We start from the raw sequence: 18,506 nt of genomic DNA on the forward strand, positions 1-18,506 counted from the left end.
GCATGAAGGGGGGCTGGAACCTCTGAAGGTATGGGCGGCTAATCTAATAGATAGATTTCGATACGCCCGGCCACTTAGGTTAACCTTGAGGATTCGCAATGCTATGTACAGCGCCATGACGCTACGTAGGCCTGTTCTCACTTTTTCATGAGGTCCACATTTTGGCTCAATACGTCTTCACCATGCATCGGCTGGGCAAAGTTGTCCCTCCGAAGCGGGAAATCCTGAAAAACATTTCGCTGTCCTTTTTCCCTGGCGCCAAGATTGGCGTGCTCGGCCTCAACGGTTCGGGTAAGTCCACGCTGCTGAAAATCATGGCCGGCGTCGACACCGAGTTCGAAGGCGAAGCCCGCCCGATGCCCGATCTGAACATCGGCTACCTGCCGCAAGAACCGATCCTGGACCCGACCAAGACCGTGCGCGAAGTGGTTGAAGAAGCCGTCAGCGTGATCAAAAACGCCCAGGCGCGCCTCGACGAGGTTTACGCCGCGTACGCTGAAGAAGACGCCGACTTCGACAAACTGGCGGCCGAACAAGCCAAGCTCGAAGCCATCCTGCAGGCCAGCGACGGTCACAACCTGGAGCGTCAGCTGGAAGTTGCCGCCGACGCGTTGCGTCTGCCGGCATGGGACGCCAAGGTCGAATTCCTGTCCGGTGGTGAAAAGCGCCGTGTGGCCCTGTGCCGCCTGCTGCTGTCGGCCCCTGACATGCTGCTGCTTGACGAACCGACCAACCACTTGGACGCCGATTCCGTCGCCTGGCTGGAGCATTTCCTTCACGATTTCCCGGGCACCGTGGTTGCGATTACGCACGACCGGTACTTCCTGGACAACGTGGCCGGCTGGATCCTCGAGCTCGACCGTGGCGCCGGTATCCCTTACGAGGGCAACTACTCCGGCTGGCTGGAAGCCAAGTCCGACCGTTTGGCTGCCGAATCCAAGCAACAATCGGCCCATGAAAAAGCCATGAAGGAAGAACTGGAGTGGGTGCGCAAAGGCGCCAAGGCTCGTCAGTCCAAATCCAAAGCACGTCTGCAACGCTTCGAAGAAATGCAATCGCAGGAATTCCAGAAGCGCAGCGAAACCAACGAGATCTACATCCCGGCCGGCCCACGCTTGGGCGACAAGGTCATCGAGTTCAAGAACGTATCCAAAGGTTATGGCGACCGTGTGCTGATCGACAACCTGTCGTTCTCGATGCCAAAAGGTGCGATCGTTGGCGTTATTGGCGGTAACGGTGCGGGTAAATCCACGCTGTTCCGTATGCTGATGGGCAAGGAAGCGCCGGATTCGGGCTCTATCGAAGTCGGTGAAACCGTGCAATTGGCCTGTGTGGACCAGAGCCGCGAAGACCTCGACGGCAGCAAGACGGTGTTCCAGCAGATTTCCGACGGTTCTGACCAGATCCGCATCGGCAACTATGAAATCCCGTCGCGTACCTACGTGGGTCGTTTCAACTTCAAGGGCGGCGATCAGCAGAAGTTCGTCAAGGACCTGTCCGGCGGTGAGCGCGGTCGCTTGCACTTGGCCCTGACCCTGAAAGAGGGCGGCAACGTCCTGCTGCTCGACGAACCGTCCAACGACCTCGATGTTGAAACCTTGCGTTCCCTGGAAGAAGCGCTGTTGGACTTCCCTGGCGCCGCCATTGTGATCTCTCACGATCGGTGGTTCCTTGACCGCGTCGCGACTCACATCCTGGCGTACGAGGATGACTCCCAGGCGGTGTTCTTCGAAGGTAACTACACCGAGTACGAAGCGGACCGCAAGAAGCGTTTGGGCGATGCTGCTGCCCAGCCGCACCGTGTGCGTCACAAGAAACTGGCCTGATTGGGTCAGTGGTTTGAAAGAGCGGAGCCTTCGGGCTCCGTTTTTTTTTGCGTGCTGCCTGAAAGACCTGGGTGGATTCATTCCCGAGCAAGCCCACATTCGACCGCACTCCAGCGTTGAAACCGATCAAATGTGTGCGGGCTTGCTCGCGAGTGCGGTTTGACTGTTGGTGCATGCTCCAAGCCTGAATCCCTTTTTTGGTGCGGATAAGGGCGGTTATTTATATCCAATGCACCATTTAAATTCATAAAGGCGACATCTTGCGCTTTTCAGGTGCATGACGAGTTGCTAAGGTCGGGCTCAATCTCATTTAAAAACAATCAATCTGCCGAGACTTTTCATGATCGAATCCGTCGAATCCTTCCTCGCTCGCCTCAAGAAACGCGACCCTGACCAGCCCGAATTCCACCAGGCAGTAGAAGAAGTCCTACGCAGCCTGTGGCCGTTTCTTGAAGCCAACCCTCACTACCTGGCATCGGGCATCCTGGAGCGCATCTGCGAGCCGGAACGCGCCATTACCTTCCGAGTGTCGTGGGTGGATGATCATGGCAAGGTCCAGGTCAATCGCGGTTTTCGTATCCAGATGAACAGCGCCATTGGTCCCTATAAAGGTGGCCTGCGCTTCCACCCGTCGGTGAACCTGGGCGTGCTGAAGTTCCTCGCCTTCGAGCAGACCTTCAAGAACTCGCTGACCTCGCTGCCTATGGGCGGCGGCAAGGGCGGCTCGGACTTTGATCCCAAGGGCAAGAGCGATGCTGAAGTCATGCGCTTCTGCCAATCCTTCATGAGCGAGCTGTATCGCCATATTGGCGCGGACGTGGACGTGCCGGCCGGCGATATCGGCGTGGGCGCCCGTGAAATCGGCTTCCTGTTCGGTCAGTACAAGCGCCTGAGCAACCAATTCACTTCGGTGTTGACCGGCAAGGGCATGACCTACGGCGGCAGCCTGATTCGCCCGGAAGCCACCGGCTTCGGTTGCGTGTACTTCGCCGAAGAAATGCTCAAGCGCAATAACCAGCGTGTCGAGGGCAAGCGTGTGGCAGTGTCCGGCTCCGGCAACGTGGCGCAATACGCGGCGCGCAAGGTCATGGACCTGGGCGGCAAGGTGATTTCCCTGTCCGATTCCGAAGGCACCCTGTACGCCGAAAGCGGTTTGACCGAAGAACAATGGTCGGCCTTGCTTGAGCTGAAAAACGTGCAACGCGGGCGCATCAGCGAACTGGCCGAGCGTTTTGGCCTGGAGTTCCGCAAAGGCCAGACCCCATGGGAACTGGCTTGCGACATCGCGCTGCCTTGCGCCACTCAGAACGAACTCAATGCCGATGCTGCGCGCACCCTGCTGCGCAACGGCTGCCTCTGCGTGGCCGAAGGCGCCAATATGCCAACCACGTTAGACGCTGTGGATATCTTTATCGAGGCAGGCATTCTCTTCGCACCGGGCAAAGCCTCCAACGCCGGCGGTGTCGCGGTGAGTGGCCTGGAAATGTCGCAGAACGCCATGCGCCTGCTATGGACGGCGGGCGAAGTGGACAGCAAGCTGCACGCCATCATGCAGTCGATCCACCATGCCTGCGTGCATTACGGCGAAGAAAACGGTCGGATCAACTACGTGAAAGGTGCGAATATCGCGGGCTTTGTGAAAGTGGCCGACGCGATGCTGGTCCAAGGCATCGTCTAAGCCTCGGGCTCGATGCGCAGCACCTCGATCAACTGATCGCCGACGGGGCGCTTCCACAGCACCTCGTCGCCGACCTGAGCGCCCAGCAATGCAAGGCCCAGGGGCGAGCCCCAATTGATCAAGCCTGCACCGGCGTCGGCCTGGTCTTCACCGACCAACTGAATACGCTGCTGCTCGTCCTGATCATTGGCGAAGGTCACCCAACTGCCGATCTGCACCTTATCGCTGGAAGTGGCCGATGCGACCACTTGGGCGCTCTGCACTCGTTGGTTGAAGTAACGCAAATCCCGTTCAAGGTCGGCCTGGCGTTGTTTGTCAGCGTGCTCGCCCTTGGCGGATTCTGCGCTGTGTTCCTGCTGCAACTGCGCAACCTTGGCCTGCAACTGCGCTAACCCTTGCGCAGTTAGGCGGTTGGGCTGCTGGCTCACTTGACGCTCCACCGGCGGGTCGGCCTGGTCGGCGGCGTTGTCCTCGTTTACAAAAGCTCGGCTCATGGAGTTCTCCCTCTATGGAGTTTGGGCCATGTTCGCCGTGCATTAGTTTCGATGGATGTCTGAAAGCGACCTATTGCGAGCGATAGGCCCTGGCGGCGTCGCGGTCTTTCTCGTGCTGCCAGGCGCGCTCTCGGTCATCCCAGTGGTTGTCCTTGTAGTTTCGCAACTCTTCGTTTTCACGCATGGCCTTGCACTGGCGAAAGCCATCCTCCCAACCTTCGGCGTATTGCCGATCCTTCAGATAGCGCGGTACATTTTTGCGAAACTCCCCGGTAATCACCCCGGCAGCCTGGCGACCGCTGCTGCAGCCATCGTCAAAACCGTCGGCAAAAGCCGGTGGATACCCCTTGGCCAGCAAATCCTGATGGGTCGTTTGACAACCCGCCAGCCACACCACCGCACACAGCAATAACGCAAACCGCCACATGGCGTACTCCCTGGCCGTTTCACGGCTGATAGGGAGAGTCTAGAAGGGGATTTGTCAGGGCGGTGTGAAAGGGAAGTGAGAAAGGTGTTGGGCGGTGAGCGCGGCACTTGTAGTTAGCCGGCTTGCCCCGCGCTGGGCTGGCGGTCCCCATTGAGTGGTTTTGGGGCCGCTGCGCAGCCCCGCTCACCACACGGTTATCGAAGATTTCGCGAGCGTATTCTAACTAACGCTCTGCGGCCTTCAGTCGTAATAACCCACTGTTTTTTTCAACTGATCGGCGTACTCGTAAATTTCATCAATGGATGAAATCGCGTGCCGTGTTTCATTTTTTTCCTCGTCGAATATTCCGAGGTATTTCTGACTGCGATTGAAGTGAAGACGGCAAATCGGCTTGCGATTATTGTCGTCCAGTAATATCCCAAAATAGCTTTGTGTATCTCTTTGAACAATCCGCTTGGCATCGACCACCGATCGAACAACGGCTCGGACGATGTGATAGCCCTCCAGCTCTTCAAGCGTCGTCAGAATTTTATCTTCTGACTCGTCTCTATCCTGCGCATCTGAATTGGCACTGTGCGCGACGGGCATTGATGCCATTGTTGGTTGGATGGCTCCGCTCATCGCTGACTTGAGTCGATCATTGATCTGATCGTTCAAAAACTGAGCTAACGCTTTTCGTGTCAGTTCGAAAAACTGCTCGCGCACTTTCTGTGTGATGACACCTTCGTAAACTCTGGATGCGAAAAATTTAACGAAGTCGTCTTCCGGTTTGCTGACCTGTAAGCCAATGAGCTTTTTGAGTTGACTGACGTATTTCAGCTCTCCAGCGGCATTGATTATTGAGTCAACGTCGAATGCCGACTTGGTGAGTTTGATCAACTCTGGTACGGAGTACTCATCAATGTCTAATAAATCCAATTCTAGAAATGGCTTTTCATCCATTTTATTTGGAGCGTCCAAGTCGGTAAAAAATCTGTAGACCTGGCCGTTTGTGAGGATTGAGATTCTTGCGCTCGTGACATGAAAGTATCGAAAAAGCTGCGATGCATGATTGATGCTCAATGACTCACCGATTTTTTTGCATTCGATCAGTATTTGGACCTCACCATCTTTCATGATCGCATAGTCGATCTTTTCGCCTTTCTTCGTCCCTACATCACAGACAAATTCAGGCATCACTTCTTGTGGATCAAATACGTCGTAGCCCAACACCGTATTGATAAAGGGCATTACGAAAGCATTTTTTGTCGCTTCTTCTGTTTGAATGGCAGGGCCTTGCAGACGAACCTTCGCTGCCAGGCTGGTGAGTTTTTCAAAAAAATCCATATAAGCCTCTACCTATTCAGATCCGTGGATAGACGTGGTGGCGATTTGATTGCTACCCGAGACTAGACACAAATCCTCATAAAGCGAGGCTTCGTCGAAGCAAGTTTGTGAATGTTAAAAAAAGCTAAAAAATCCTCTGATTATTCTCGCTTGAAAATCAATAGGTTAAATGTGTGTGAAGGATTTCTGTAGAGATGAATATATTTGGCAATTCTTAACTGGTTTGCACGAGCGCAGCATGCTCAGCCAACTCCTGCTGAATAAACGCCGCAATCATTGCCCGATACACCTGCTCAGTGACCTCTGGATTGGCGCCTACTGTCTGCGACAAATCCCGGACTTTGGTGATTACCTGTTCAACTCGCTGGGGAGCCTTTACATCATCGGCATCTTTTTTGAAGCGCGCTGCCTCGAAGACATAACGACCTCGCTCGGCGAGCAGGGTGACAATTTGCTGGTCGAGTCGGTCGATGTGGGTTCGGACTTCTTCCAGAGTTGTGCAGGTAACGGCCATGTCGTTTGAACTCCTTGAGAGGTCTCTGAATAAACTCGGGCCAAATGTGGGAGGGGCAAGCCCCCTCCCACATTTGATCTGTGTTGAGCTATAGGGGCCGGTTCAGTAGTGATACCACTTCACTTCAAGCATCACTTCGTTGACTGGCGTGGAAAGGTGGCTGTACTCGCGCTGCGCACTCAACCGCAGCCCCAGGTTGCGTGACAGCTCCCACTGCTGGTTCAAGCTGATGCTGCGCCGCACTTCGCCATTGGTGAAGAAATCACCCTTGGCTTCCAAACTCAAATTACCCAGCGGATTGCTCCACAACACCCCGGTATTGAACCCGGCTGCCGGGGAGATGGCTTCGTTGAAGTCGTTGTTATGTTCCACGCGTACGGTGCCAAGGGCGAAGCCGAGCATGTCGTCGCGCAGTTGCCAGGTGCCGCCGGCACCGCCGTTGACGTGGGCGACCAGGGTTTCGTCGTCGTGTTTGCCAGGCACGCGCTCCAGACCGCCGGTGACTTGCCATGACCAGGGTTGCAACAGCGCGTTGCGCGGGGTCAGGGAGCGGATGGTGGCCAGGTCCAGTTGCTGCAGTTGCCAGTGGTTGCCTTCGTACTGGCGCAGTTTCATTTGCAGGATTTCGATTTGCGCGCCGAGGGGGAAGCCTTCGGCGTTGTCGTTGAGGTCGTGGTAGGCCATGCGCAGGCCGTATTCACCAAAGGCTTTGTCGCCACGCGTGCCAATGCCGGCTTGCCATGTGCGCGATTCATGGCCGTTTTCCGGCAGGCCGGGCGGCACGATTTTAAGGTCGGGCGCAGGGTTCTGATTGATCGCGCGCAGCAGTTCGAAGCTGCGCTGGGAACGTATGGTGTCGCGCTCCAAGCCATTGGCGCGGTAGCGGCCCAGGCGGTAAGCGGCGTCGATGATCAGGGCCTGGCGCTCGCGGGGCAGGGCTTTGAAGGCGGGCTCCTGCAATTGTTTCTGGTCTTCGCTGACCTTCAGTACCCATTGCTGCTCGTCGCTGTCGAGTGGCTTGGCGCGCTCCAGCAGTTCACGTTCGCGGGAAGGGCGGTAGTCGATCTTTTCTACCAGGCCGGCCTCTTTCACGGCCTTGACCGTGTCGGTCGGGATGGCGGTCAGCGGAAATTGTTCGGTCAGGCGTAGGCCAGGGCGCGCCACTTGCAGCAATTCCAGCAGACGATAGGAGCAGTTTTCGTCAAAGAAGAAGTAGTCGAACTGGATCTGCTTGAGCTCCCACACGTGCTCGACCATGCGTTCGGTCTCGACCTGGGTGAGGTTGAGGCGGTATTCCCACAGGTCGCGGTTCTCCAGGCTACGGTACTCGGAGAGTTTTTCCTGGTAGGGCACCAAGGCGAACAGGCCGGGATAACCCCCCATCAGGCCCTTCCAGGCGTAGAGAATGCTGTTGTCGGAGCCCTCGATATAGGCGCCGAAGTTAATCGCGTAGCTGAGCAGGGCGGTGTTGTTGCTTTGCACGTCGGCCTGGTCGATGCGCAGCAGGGTGTGGCCGAACATCGAGGAGGGGCTGTTGAGGTAGGCCGCCGGGAAGATCATCACCGCGCTATGGGGGGCGACGTCCTTGAACCACTGCTTGAATTCTTTGCAGTCCACGGCAGGCAGGTCAGTCAGCTGCAACTGATCCTTGAGCCAGCGGGTTCGTGCGGGGTACACGCACTGGGCATGTTTTTCACCCAGGCTGGCCGGCGCGTAAAGGGCGTCGACGGTGGCCTTGAGTTCCGCATCCGGGTGATGGGCGCCGTCAGGCGCGAGGAAAAACTTTTTCTCGCTGACATAACTGCGCCAGCCGCTGATCTTGCCGGCTTCGTAGTGGCCCAGGGATAACCAGAAGGGGTCATTGGCCAATTGCTGCAAACGTTGATCATCGAGGTGCGGTGCCGCGTGCAGCGGGGCGCAGGCGAAGAGAGCCAGGCAAGCGAGGCGTTTGAGCATGGGGGCTACTTAAGTCGAAATAAAAAAAAGACCCAAGGGGGGACAGGTCGAAAAAATAAAACCCGCGCCTCGAAAGGCGCGGGCAGGTCGAGCTTAAGCCTGGGTAGCGTATTTCGCCAGACGGGCATCACTTTTCAGTACAGCAATGGTGTTGTTGTGCACGTCATCAGCCGTCACGTCAGCCTTGCTGAAGATTTGCTGGAAGTGCTCGTGAGTCACGGCAGCAAAGTGCTCGCGATCTTCCGGCGCAACACCCAGTACCACAGCGTAGGTAGTCAGCGCTTCGCCGTTACCCTTGGCCATGTCTTCGGACAGCTCGTTCATCATGCCATTCATGGCAATCCAGGACTTGCCGCCGTAGGTCAGGGCGCTGTTGGTGCTGCAACCGTTGGTGCCCGAGGTCATGCCGAAGGTGGCGTTACCCGAAGTACCGTTGGTGGTAGAGGCCAGGAAGTGAGCTGGAGTACCGCGCTGGCCGTCAAACAACATGTTGCCCCAACCGCAGTTCGGGCCACCTGGTGCTTCTGCCATTGCATTGAGGGAGACGACGGTGAAGAGAGTACCGAGAAGGATCCGTTTCATAGCTTTGTTCTCTTTGTGTGCAAACCAATGGACAAGGGTTCAGGCACGTCAACGCGCCCTAGGGATCGGTTATTAGTCCAACCCGCGCAGTTTGGAGTTTAGGCACGTTCGAAGGGTTCCGTGTATTTTTATAAAACAATTCGCGATGTCGCACTAATTTTGCGGGGCGCATCCCGCGTCTGTGCTTTCCCTCAAGCGCGCCTTGCCAGAGCGCGTAACCGGGAGCCAGAATGCCGTTATCTGCCCCGCCTGATGTAAGGAAGCCCGATGCCTGATCCTGTTGCTGCCAGCTTGCGTCTAGCGCCCGAAGCGCTGACTCGCCCTTTCTCCGCTGAACAGTTCAGCTTCTCGACCACCAATGATCTGGAGCCCTTTCGCGGTGTGCTTGGCCAGGAGCGTGCGGTTGAAGCACTGCAGTTCGGTGTGGCCATGCCACGCCCCGGTTACAACGTATTTGTCATGGGCGAGCCCGGCACCGGCCGCTTTTCGTTCGTCAAACGTTACCTGAGGGCCGAAGGTAAACGCCTGCAGACTCCGGCAGATTGGGTTTACGTCAATAATTTCGATGAGCCTCGCGAACCCCGCGCCCTGGAATTGCCAGGCGGCGCTGCGGCGGCGTTCATTGCCGACATCAATGGCTTGGTCGACAACCTGGTTGCTACCTTCCCGGCGGTCTTCGAGCACCCGACCTATCAACAGCGCAAAAGCGCCATCGACCGCGCCTTCAACCAGCGCTACGACAAGGCCCTGGACGTAATCGAACGCCTGGCCCTGGAAAAAGGCGTAGCGCTGTACCGCGACAGCTCCAACATCGCCTTTACCCCGATGCTCGACGGCAAGGCGCTGGACGAGGCCGAGTTCTCGCAGTTGCCGGAAGCCGATCGCGAGCGTTTCCATACGGATATTTCCGAGCTGGAAGAGCGCCTCAACGAAGAGTTGGCCAGCCTGCCGCAGTGGAAGCGTGAGTCCAATAACCAACTGCGCCAGTTCAACGAAGAAACCATCACGCTGGCCCTGCAGCCTTTGCTCGCACCGCTGTCGGAAAAGTACGCGGAAAACGCCGCTGTCTGCGGTTATCTGCAAGCCATGCAGGTGTACCTGCTCAAGACCGTAGTCGAGCAATTGGTGGACGACGCCAAGACCGACGCCCAGGCGCGCAAGCTGCTTGAAGAGCAGTACTGCCCAAGCCTGGTGGTGGGGCATGCGGTCAACGGCGGCGCACCGGTGGTGTTTGAACCGCACCCGACCTACGACAACCTGTTCGGCCGTATCGAATACAGCACCGATCAGGGCGCGCTCTACACCACGTATCGCCAGTTGCGCCCAGGCGCCTTGCACCGCGCCAATGGCGGCTTCCTGATTCTCGAAGCCGAAAAAATGCTCAGCGAGCCGTTTGTCTGGGACGCCCTCAAGCGGTCCTTGCAGTCGCGCAAGCTGAAGATGGAATCGCCGTTGGGCGAGTTGGGCCGCCTGGCGACCGTCACCCTGAACCCGCAGATGATCCCGCTGCAGGTCAAGGTGATCATCATCGGCTCCCGCCAGTTGTACTACGCGTTGCAGGACGCCGATCCGGACTTCCAGGAGATGTTCCGGGTACTGGTGGATTTTGATGAAGACATCCCGATGGTCGATGAGAGCCTGGAGCAGTTCGCCCAGTTGCTCAAAACCCGCACGTCGGAAGAAGGCATGGCGCCGCTGACGTCGGATGCCGTGGCGCGGTTAGCCACCTACAGCGCGCGATTGGCCGAGCACCAAGGGCGCTTGTCGGCGCGCATTGGTGATTTGTTCCAGTTGGTCAGCGAAGCGGATTTCATTCGCCACCTGGCGGGCGACGAAATGACCGATGCCGGCCATATCGAGCGTGCACTCAAGGCCAAGGCCACGCGCACCGGGCGCGTGTCGGCACGGATTCTCGACGACATGCTGGCCGGGGTCATCCTGATCGACACCGCCGGCGCCGCCGTAGGCAAGTGCAACGGGCTGACGGTGCTGGAGGTGGGTGACTCGGCGTTCGGCGTGCCGGCGCGGATTTCCGCCACGGTGTACCCGGGCGGTAGCGGCATTGTCGACATCGAGCGTGAGGTTAACCTCGGCCAGCCGATTCACTCCAAGGGCGTGATGATCCTCACCGGTTACCTGGGTAGCCGGTATGCCCAGGAGTTCCCGCTGGCGATCTCGGCCAGCATCGCGCTGGAGCAATCCTACGGCTACGTGGACGGCGACAGTGCGTCCCTGGGCGAGGCGTGCACCTTGATCTCGGCCTTGTCGAAGACGCCGCTCAAACAGTGCTTTGCCATCACCGGTTCGATCAACCAGTTTGGTGAAGTGCAGGCGGTGGGCGGGGTCAACGAGAAGATCGAAGGTTTCTTCCGCCTCTGTGAAGCACGCGGGTTGACCGGCGAGCAAGGCGCGATCATTCCGCAAGCCAACGTCGCCACACTGATGCTTGATGAGAAGGTGTTGCAGGCTGTGCGCGCCGGGCAGTTCCATATCTATGCCGTGCGCCAGGCGGATGAAGCCTTGAGCCTGCTGGTGGGCGAGGACGCCGGTGAGCCGGATGCGCAAGGGCAGTTCCCGGAAGGCACGGTCAATGCGCGCGTGGTAGAGCGCTTGCGCGCGATTGCCGAGATGATCAGTGAGGACGACTTGAAGGAGGCGGAGAAGGAGTTGGCACAGGAGGCGCTGGCCGAAACCAAACCCACCTGATTTTTTGTCGTGACGCGGTCAAGTGTGGGAGCTGGCTTGCCTGCGATAGCGGTCTACCCGTCAACAGAATGTTGCCTGGACGTCAGTCATCGCAGGCTGGCCAGCTCCCAGATTGACGGTGGTGTATTGGAATAAATCCTGAAGCCGCCATAAATTTGACTGGGTTTGAGGGGCTAGCGCCGTTGGTCCCTACAGCCTTGGTTTGTCGCGGTTTTCTTCTATTCTGTGTTCAAGGGATATCCACAGGAGTCGCTGGATAGAGACAGCCTCGCCCCAGGTGCAGGTTGAACACCGATCTAACGAGGGTCGCCGCCATGCCGCGCAACCTTTGCCTCACCCGTCAGTGCTTTGGCCTAGTCACCCGTATCGAATGCTCCATTCGTCCTCTTGCGAGGGATAACGGCATGTGGACGTTGTTGTTTGCCGCCGGAATGACCGGCGAACAACCCTCCACTATCAAGTCCCAGGGCCCGTTTCACGGCCCCGTCGTGGCGGAAAACATTCTGGAATCCATCGTTGATAGCCTGACCCTGCATGGCTATGAGCAGGCGGGCGATCCGCAGATCTGGAGCCTGCACATGCAGGCCCATCTGCGACAGCTCAAGGGTGATACCCAGCACTGAGTGCTATTTGCTCTCGGGCTTGTCCAGCTTGACTTCAAAGCCGTACTGCACGGTGCTGAGGTCGGTGCGTTGGTAGCTTTCCAGTGACGTCGGCTGGCCGTAGAAATAATGCACATCAAACAGCGCCGTGCCGTATTCCTCGGCGCGGTGGCTCACACCCAGAATTTCCTTGAGGTAGTTGCCGCTGGCGTCCTTGGCGTAGAAGCGCCAGCTGTCGGCAGGGAATTCCTTCTGGTCCACGACCAGCGCGTTGTCCTTGAGCGACAGCCCTTTGGGTAGCTTGGCTACCTCAATGTCGGTTTTTTCAATGGTCGCCAGGAGCAGTGGAATCGAGCCCACCACAAACGCCGGGTTTTCCGGGAACAGGTTGAGGTCATAGGTGAGGGTGCCGCGCGCCGGGTTCAGTTCGAAGGCCTCAGTCGGCAATTCGATGGGCTCCCCCCGTTCGCCCTTTTCGTCGGCGGTAAAGAAGGTCACCGGCGATTCGCTGCTGTTGCGCTCACTGCCCACCAGGTCGTCATTAAAGGTGAACGGGTGGTCAAACACGATGTGTGCGGCGCTGGCGTCCTCGACCGACTGGCTGATGGTGACGCTTTTTTTCAGCTGGTCTTCGGTCATGCTCGCGTCTTTGAGCCAGCTGGCGGCGCCGTCGTCGTACACGGTAACCGGCATCGGCAAGGCCTCCACGGTTTGCTGCAGGCTGTTCTTGTCAAAACGCAGCACGGGCAGGTCGAGGTCTTTGCGGGTAAGCGTAGCGGTGGAGAAATCCAGCACGTTGACCTTCAGGCTGTCGATCAAACCGTTGAAATACACCTTGGCGTAATGGCTGCCCTGCTTGTGTTCGAAGGCTTTTTGCTGCTCGGTGAGCTGTTTTTCGAACGCGTCCGACCAGACTTTCTGCTTTTGCATTTCGGCCAGTTGCTTCTCGTAGAACGCCACCTGTGCGCTGCTTTCGTTGATCGAGCCCGAGCGTGTGAGGAATTGCCCAGTGCTGTCCCGTGCCTGTACCAGCAGCGGGTTGGGCGACTCGTCACCCACTTCCGGTGCCAGTGGTTGGCTGTTGGTCAGCTCGATCTCGGCGTAGTTTTTCTCCAGGAGCAGCAGGTTGAGGGTGATGTTGCCTTCGGTACGCTTGTGGCCGACGTCCTTTTTCGACAAATCAAACGTCAACACCTTGCCCGGCGCGACCACTTCAACGGTGCCCTTTAGGTTGACGGGTTGCGGCTGGCGCTTGTTGTCGGTTTCGATGCCGTCGATAAACGGGTAGGTCACCGTCAAATCGTCGGGGTTGGTCAGGTTGGAACTGCTGGGGCTCAGTTGTATGCCCGGATCGGTTTCCGACCATTCCGGCTGAAAGGAGATGACCTTGTTGTTGCTCAAGGTGACGGACCGCCATTCCAGGCTATGGGGAAACGGGAATGGGTTCGGGATACTGAAATTAAACGGGAAGACCGGCTGCAAGTCCGTCAAATAGTCGGAGTGTGAGGTTTTACGCAGCACGAACAGGCCATTGATGTAGGTGTCCACCAGCGCCTGGGGCGTGGGGTAGTGCCTGAGCAGGGCCAGGCTGTCTTCGCCGTATTCGGCTTCGATGGGCTTGGTGGCAAGCTTGACCCGTGCCCGTTCCAGAAACAGCAGCGAACCGCCAAGTTCGGCAACGGCTTCGCGCAGCTTGGGGTCCTGGATGCTGTGGAGGGAGTGTTCGAATTGTGCGGTTTTCTCGTCGAGGGTGGCCTGCTTCTGCTCGTCGCTGGGCGAGCAGCCGCTGGCCAGCAGCAATGCCGCGCACAGGCCGAGATTGGCCAAAGGGGATCGCACATCCATCATCTGAGTTTTCCTGTCCGACGTCATCGAGCCGATTTTTATTGGGCTCGACACTAGCAGAAAAATTCTCTTACAGATGCCGCCCAGCTCAGTTTTCTCGTGGTTACAGGTGTTTTGGAACCGCTGGTATAATCGCCGCCATTTTTAGCCAAGCTGTGTGAGATCCCATGGAACGCTTTATCGAAAATACTATGTACGCCTCACGCTGGCTGTTGGCGCCCATCTACCTGGGGTTGTCCCTGGGCTTGCTGATCCTGGCGCTGAAGTTCTTCCAGGAAATCATTCACGTCATTCCCACTATTTTTACCATGCTGGAATCCGAGGTGATCTTGCTGCTGCTGTCGTTGATCGACATGGCGCTGGTCGGTGGTTTGCTGGTGATGGTGATGATTTCCGGCTACGAGAACTTCGTCTCGCAGCTGGATATCGATGAAAACAAAGAAAAGCTCAACTGGCTCGGCACCATGGACTCTTCGTCGCTGAAGATGAAGGTCGCGGCCTCGATCGTGGCGATCTCGTCCATCCACCTGCTGCGCATCTTCATGGACGCCAAGAACGTCGATCCGGAGCATTTGATGTGGTACGTGATCATCCACATGACCTTTGTGGTGTCGGCGTTCGCCATGGGCTACCTGGACAAACTCACCAAGCACTGATGTTTGCGCCAGCCTTACTGCTCCACAAAATAGTAAGGCTGGCGATTGATCGACATCTCCTTGGCTACCCTCACTGGCGTGCTCAAACCGTTGGTATGGTCCAGCAACGCAACGTTGCCGGGCTTGGCGGCGAGGTAATCGTGCAACTCGTCCTCGGTTTGCAGGATGGGCAGGTAGCCCCGCAGATAGAACACGCTGGCCCCGGCGATGCGTTCATTGGGCTGAAACAGCACAACTTCTTTGCCTTCGTCTTTGAGCGCCTGGATCTGGCTGATCACCGGCACGAACGATTGGCGCACGTCGGCCTTGGGCGCGAACCAGAAGGCGGCTGCCAGGTAGCAGGCCACGACCAGGGTGAAAGCGCTGCTGACGAGTGTTCTATGGTGTTTATACAGCGCGGGCTTGTGGTCTTTCAGCCAGCCCAGCAGCACCCGCGCATATTCCGCCGCCAACACGGCGGCGGCCGGCGTCAGTGCCATCAGGTACACCGTGCGCTTGCTGGACGCCAGTGTCAGTAGGGTGAACTGCGCCACCAGCCAGACACTGAAAAACAGCCGGTAGCGGTTGCGCACCAGGCTTTTACGCAAATGCCACAGGCCCAGGTACACCAGGATATTCCAGGGCAGGAACGCCTCGGGCAGCTTGGCGATGTAGTAGTAGAACGGCTCGTAATGCCCAGCCTCGACAAACGAGCCGCTGAAGCGCCCGACGCTGTTGGTCAACAGCACTTCGGCCACCGCTTGCATACCGCCGCGTTGGAACAGGAACCCCAACCAGATCACCAGCGGCACAAGCGCCAACAAGGTAAACAGCGCCGGCTTGAGCCAGTCGCCGATGCGCAGGCGCTTGTCCATCAGGCTGGTGCTGGCCAGGTACACAAAAATCACAATGCCCGGCATCGCCAGGCCCAGCACGCCTTTACTTAGCGTGGCGATCACCATGCCAGCGGTAAACAGTGCCCAAGCGGCTGTGCTTGAACCTTGGCGCTCGGGCCGCACGGCTTGGTAAAACGCCAGCAGCGCAGTGGTCACGCCCAGGCTGAGCAGCGAGTCTTCCCCCACGCCGCGCACATTGCTCCAGTAACTGGCCATGGTCGCCAGGATCAATGCCGCGCTGAACGCCAGCGTCTGCGGCCGGCCGAACCTGCGCAGCATGGCGTAGAGCAACATCACGCTGAAGAACCCGGCAAATGCCGAGGCCAGGCGCACGGCCCAGGTGGTGCCGCCAAACAGGCGAATGGCCCCGGCATCGATCCACAGGCTCAGGGGCGGTTTTTCCAGGAAGGGCTCACGAAACAACTGGGGCACCACCCAGTTATTGTCCAGGTGCATGGCCATGGCGATCCCGGCGACGCGGGCTTCGGTGGAGCCTTGCAGCTCGTGGTTGCCCAGGGCAAAGAAGAACAACAGGCCTGCGAGCAGGAGCAGCAGGGGAGCGGGACGTGTCATGGGTTGTGGCTACCGAGGCGGGGGACCGCTCGGGGGAGCGGTCATTGCTATCGGTTAGTATCTGTCAGTGTTTCTGAACGTTTCGTGAACAGATGGGAGAATAGTGAGGGGCGCCTATTGGGCGGTATAGGAAGTCACAGGCGCGTGGTGTCTATTACAACAATTCCCAACGGCCCACTACGTTTTTCCACCCTTACCCAACCTTCTTCACCGTAGTAGCGGGTACTGCAAATTTTAATCTGTTTGTTCACTTCCGTATCGAATACCCGGATGCCTGCGCAATTATGCCTGCCTCCCGCTGCATATTCGTACGAAGTCACATAGCTGCTGAATACCGTGCTCGTAAGCAGAATAACCACCGATAGCAGCGCATCCATCACCAAGCCACTGGCGATGAGCAAGCCGAAAAAGACTTTTAATCGATCCAGCGGTTTTTTGCGCAGGAACCTGGAGTTACTGGTATGCCACCCCCACACCATCAAGATGATTGCCAGCGCTGGCGATGAGATCAGGGCGATCTTTTCAGCTATCGGGTTGAAATGTGCAGACGGCCAGATAATGAATATCCAGACCAGAATCAGCGCGGTGAAGAGTAGCAGGCCAATGGTGGTTGGTATCAGGTAGGCATAGGAGTTTTTGTTCAATGCGACGTTCGTCCTTGTAGTCAGAGCCTGCCGCTGGTGTCTCTCGGAGACAGGGCAGTAGTGCATCATTGAATTGTAATGGATGTGCCCCTTGGGTGGTGCGCTGAGAGCGTGAGCCGGGGAAATGAGACGATGGCAAATCGCAGACAAAGAAAAGCCCGCGATGGGGAAAAGCGGGCTTGAAAGGGATATTCACAAGGAGCTGGGATTACCATAGACGCTCAAGTGTGAAAGGGGGGTGAAAGCCTGAGCTCAGTATGAAGTGGTGATTGCCAGGGTGAGTTGTTGGACCGTTATCCGCGGCGTCAGCCTGCACGCGACTCGGCTTTTTTGATTTGCTACTGAGGTTACGTCGGGAACGGTTGCGCGTCAGCGGTGGAGGCCAGCGTGACGAGCACACGCTCAATGAGTAATCCGCCCAGCACCACTAGTTGCTGGCTACCCAAGAGTTTTTGACGGGTTAATCCGTCGAGTTCGAAGGCCAGGTCTGTGATGATAGCGTCCAGCGATGCAAGGGTTTCGCTGGCTTGGATCAGCAGTGTTTCGGGATCGATGTTTGGCGCGATGGTGAAGAGAGTCGCTGGAGGATTGGGCGTGATTTTTTTCATGATGAAGCTCCTACACTGTTAAAGGAGCTGCCGCCCCCTGCTGTCAAACAGGATTGGGTGGCAGCTGTACGCGGGTTGACAGGCCGGAAGTGTAGGAACCCGGCGCACCCGAAGATGCCCCACGCACAGCCGCCATGAACGAGACGGAATGCGCGAAGCATGCCGCTAAATCAAGGGGTGTGAAAGGTTACACTTTTCGGCCTGTCAAAGCCGGTCGCTGATGAGCAGCGACTGAGTGAAATTAGCGTTGTGCTCGAGCTTGCGCCAGTTCATGAATGGCGCGACATCTTGAAGGAAAAATCCGAAGCGCCGTTTTGCGGTGATTTCCGAACCCCAGAAACAACAAAACCCGCACTAGGCGTAATGCTGTTCACTTAAGCGGAGCAGCCCTACGATCCACCGGAAACCGGGTCTTTGATATCTTCACCGTCCTGGGTCTCGAAGGCCTTGGACGGTGGTTCAGAAACATCCCTCCAACACCCGCCCTTAGCTCCGCCAATCGTCTTCCCGTTGCTGAAATTGGGTTAGCCGCTGCCATCACGATCAACTGAACGGCGATGTATTGGCAGGCTGGCTTGAACCGGATATCTGACGGCGCTCGACCAAAAGCCATTGCGGCTTGACTCGCTTCGCGGCGAATCACGTTGTAGGCAAGCAACAAGCCCCAGACCTCCTGATACACCAAGTCGATCTTCTTGCTGCGTAAGGTCATTGCGTTCTGCTGCATCGAGCTTTTGATATCTCTGAAACCCAGCTCGATTTCCCATCTTTCCTGATAAAGCTTGGCGACGGCGCTGGCGCTGTAAGTGCTGGCTGGCAGCGACGTCATGACTGTTTTCAACTTGCCCTGAACTTCGTAGCTGACCTCTCGCACCTCCCAATGAGTCGGCAAATCCGGATTTCGTTTTCTCGCCTGCGGCGACACTTTCATGCGCACCAAACGGTCATGCTTTCCGTAACGAACCACTTCTTCGCTGACCAGATTTTTTCGTGCCGGAGTCAGCCAGTGACGGTCAATCCCCTGGCCGCTCAGGCTAAGCATCAAATCGGCACTCCAGAAGCCCTTTTCGAAAAGCGTGACCGAATGGTTGGGGATCTGCTGTAGAAACTCATCAGCCAAGCGCATTTCGCTGCGTCGATAAGGGCTCAGCTGAGCATCCAGTATCAGGTGCGAACGAACATTCATCAGCGCCA

16 protein-coding genes are annotated in these 18,506 nt (G+C 57.3%); 5 read left to right on the plus strand and 11 right to left on the minus strand.

Annotated features, from left to right (window positions below; all coding sequences use genetic code 11):
* Positions 1 to 161 precede the first annotated feature (161 nt).
* Positions 162 to 1,826 (plus strand): energy-dependent translational throttle protein EttA, encoded by a 1,665-nt coding sequence (ettA, locus tag AACY30_RS23120; protein WP_339436780.1) that lies wholly within the window; start codon positions 162 to 164, stop codon positions 1,824 to 1,826.
* 340 nt (positions 1,827 to 2,166) lie between these two features.
* Positions 2,167 to 3,504, plus strand: coding sequence for an NADP-specific glutamate dehydrogenase (gdhA, locus tag AACY30_RS23125; RefSeq protein ID WP_339541173.1), 1,338 nt, complete (start codon positions 2,167 to 2,169; stop codon positions 3,502 to 3,504).
* On the opposite strand, the gene AACY30_RS23130 is transcribed toward gdhA, so the two are convergent.
* The 6 genes from AACY30_RS23130 to AACY30_RS23155 form a co-directional block, all read right to left on the minus strand.
* Positions 3,501 to 3,998 carry a GreA/GreB family elongation factor gene (locus AACY30_RS23130; protein ID WP_339471440.1) on the minus strand — a complete coding sequence of 166 codons (498 nt, stop codon included), beginning with the start codon at positions 3,996 to 3,998 and terminating at the stop codon, positions 3,501 to 3,503. The genes gdhA and AACY30_RS23130 overlap by 4 nt on opposite strands.
* A gap of 70 nt (positions 3,999 to 4,068) precedes the next feature.
* Positions 4,069 to 4,425, minus strand: coding sequence for a hypothetical protein (locus tag AACY30_RS23135; protein ID WP_339416807.1), 357 nt, complete (start codon positions 4,423 to 4,425; stop codon positions 4,069 to 4,071).
* 240 nt (positions 4,426 to 4,665) lie between these two features.
* Entirely contained in the window at positions 4,666 to 5,751 is a 1,086-nt protein-coding gene (locus AACY30_RS23140; protein WP_339471442.1) for a type I restriction endonuclease, read from the minus strand.
* Between the two features lie 214 nt (positions 5,752 to 5,965).
* Entirely contained in the window at positions 5,966 to 6,265 is a 300-nt protein-coding gene (locus AACY30_RS23145) for a chorismate mutase (RefSeq protein ID WP_339471444.1), read from the minus strand.
* A 102-nt stretch (positions 6,266 to 6,367) separates the two neighbouring features.
* Positions 6,368 to 8,221 carry an Lnb N-terminal periplasmic domain-containing protein gene (locus tag AACY30_RS23150; RefSeq protein ID WP_339541174.1) on the minus strand — a complete coding sequence of 618 codons (1,854 nt, stop codon included), beginning with the start codon at positions 8,219 to 8,221 and terminating at the stop codon, positions 6,368 to 6,370.
* A gap of 93 nt (positions 8,222 to 8,314) precedes the next feature.
* On the minus strand, positions 8,315 to 8,803 hold the full coding sequence (locus AACY30_RS23155; protein ID WP_339436782.1) for a DUF3015 domain-containing protein: 489 nt from the start codon (positions 8,801 to 8,803) through the stop codon (positions 8,315 to 8,317).
* A gap of 267 nt (positions 8,804 to 9,070) precedes the next feature.
* Here AACY30_RS23155 and AACY30_RS23160 point away from each other — a divergent pair, with 267 nt between their 5' ends.
* Both AACY30_RS23160 and AACY30_RS23165 read left to right on the plus strand, forming a co-directional pair.
* A complete protein-coding gene (locus tag AACY30_RS23160) occupies positions 9,071 to 11,509 on the plus strand; it encodes a Lon protease family protein (protein ID WP_339436783.1) in 2,439 nt (812 codons plus the stop codon).
* Between the two features lie 314 nt (positions 11,510 to 11,823).
* On the plus strand, positions 11,824 to 12,132 hold the full coding sequence (locus tag AACY30_RS23165; RefSeq protein WP_339541175.1) for a PA4575 family protein: 309 nt from the start codon (positions 11,824 to 11,826) through the stop codon (positions 12,130 to 12,132).
* A 3-nt stretch (positions 12,133 to 12,135) separates the two neighbouring features.
* Here AACY30_RS23165 and AACY30_RS23170 read toward each other — a convergent pair whose 3' ends face one another.
* The gene (locus AACY30_RS23170) at positions 12,136 to 13,959 is read right to left on the minus strand and encodes a hypothetical protein (protein WP_339541176.1); all 1,824 of its coding nucleotides are present in this window, start codon (positions 13,957 to 13,959) and stop codon (positions 12,136 to 12,138) included.
* Between the two features lie 164 nt (positions 13,960 to 14,123).
* On the opposite strand from AACY30_RS23170, the gene AACY30_RS23175 reads away from it, so the two are divergent.
* On the plus strand, positions 14,124 to 14,612 hold the full coding sequence (locus AACY30_RS23175; RefSeq protein WP_339471450.1) for a TIGR00645 family protein: 489 nt from the start codon (positions 14,124 to 14,126) through the stop codon (positions 14,610 to 14,612).
* Positions 14,613 to 14,626: 14 nt separating this feature from the next.
* Here the strand turns inward: AACY30_RS23175 and AACY30_RS23180 are convergent, their stop codons facing one another.
* From AACY30_RS23180 to AACY30_RS23195, 4 genes are all read right to left on the minus strand, one after another.
* Positions 14,627 to 16,060, minus strand: a complete 1,434-nt coding sequence (locus AACY30_RS23180; RefSeq protein WP_339541177.1) for an ArnT family glycosyltransferase — start codon at positions 16,058 to 16,060, stop codon at positions 14,627 to 14,629.
* Positions 16,061 to 16,194: 134 nt separating this feature from the next.
* The gene (locus AACY30_RS23185; RefSeq protein WP_339471452.1) at positions 16,195 to 16,704 is read right to left on the minus strand and encodes a hypothetical protein; all 510 of its coding nucleotides are present in this window, start codon (positions 16,702 to 16,704) and stop codon (positions 16,195 to 16,197) included.
* Positions 16,705 to 17,051: 347 nt separating this feature from the next.
* Entirely contained in the window at positions 17,052 to 17,312 is a 261-nt protein-coding gene (locus tag AACY30_RS23190) for a DUF6124 family protein (protein ID WP_339416792.1), read from the minus strand.
* A 370-nt stretch (positions 17,313 to 17,682) separates the two neighbouring features.
* Positions 17,683 to 18,506, minus strand: an 824-nt coding sequence (locus tag AACY30_RS23195) for an IS4 family transposase (protein WP_339541178.1), incomplete at its 5' end; no start/stop codon positions are given.

The sequence above is a fragment of the Pseudomonas sp. RA_5y_Pfl1_P24 genome (assembly GCF_963970945.1).
Taxonomy (GTDB): Bacteria; Pseudomonadota; Gammaproteobacteria; order Pseudomonadales; family Pseudomonadaceae; genus Aquipseudomonas; species Aquipseudomonas tritici.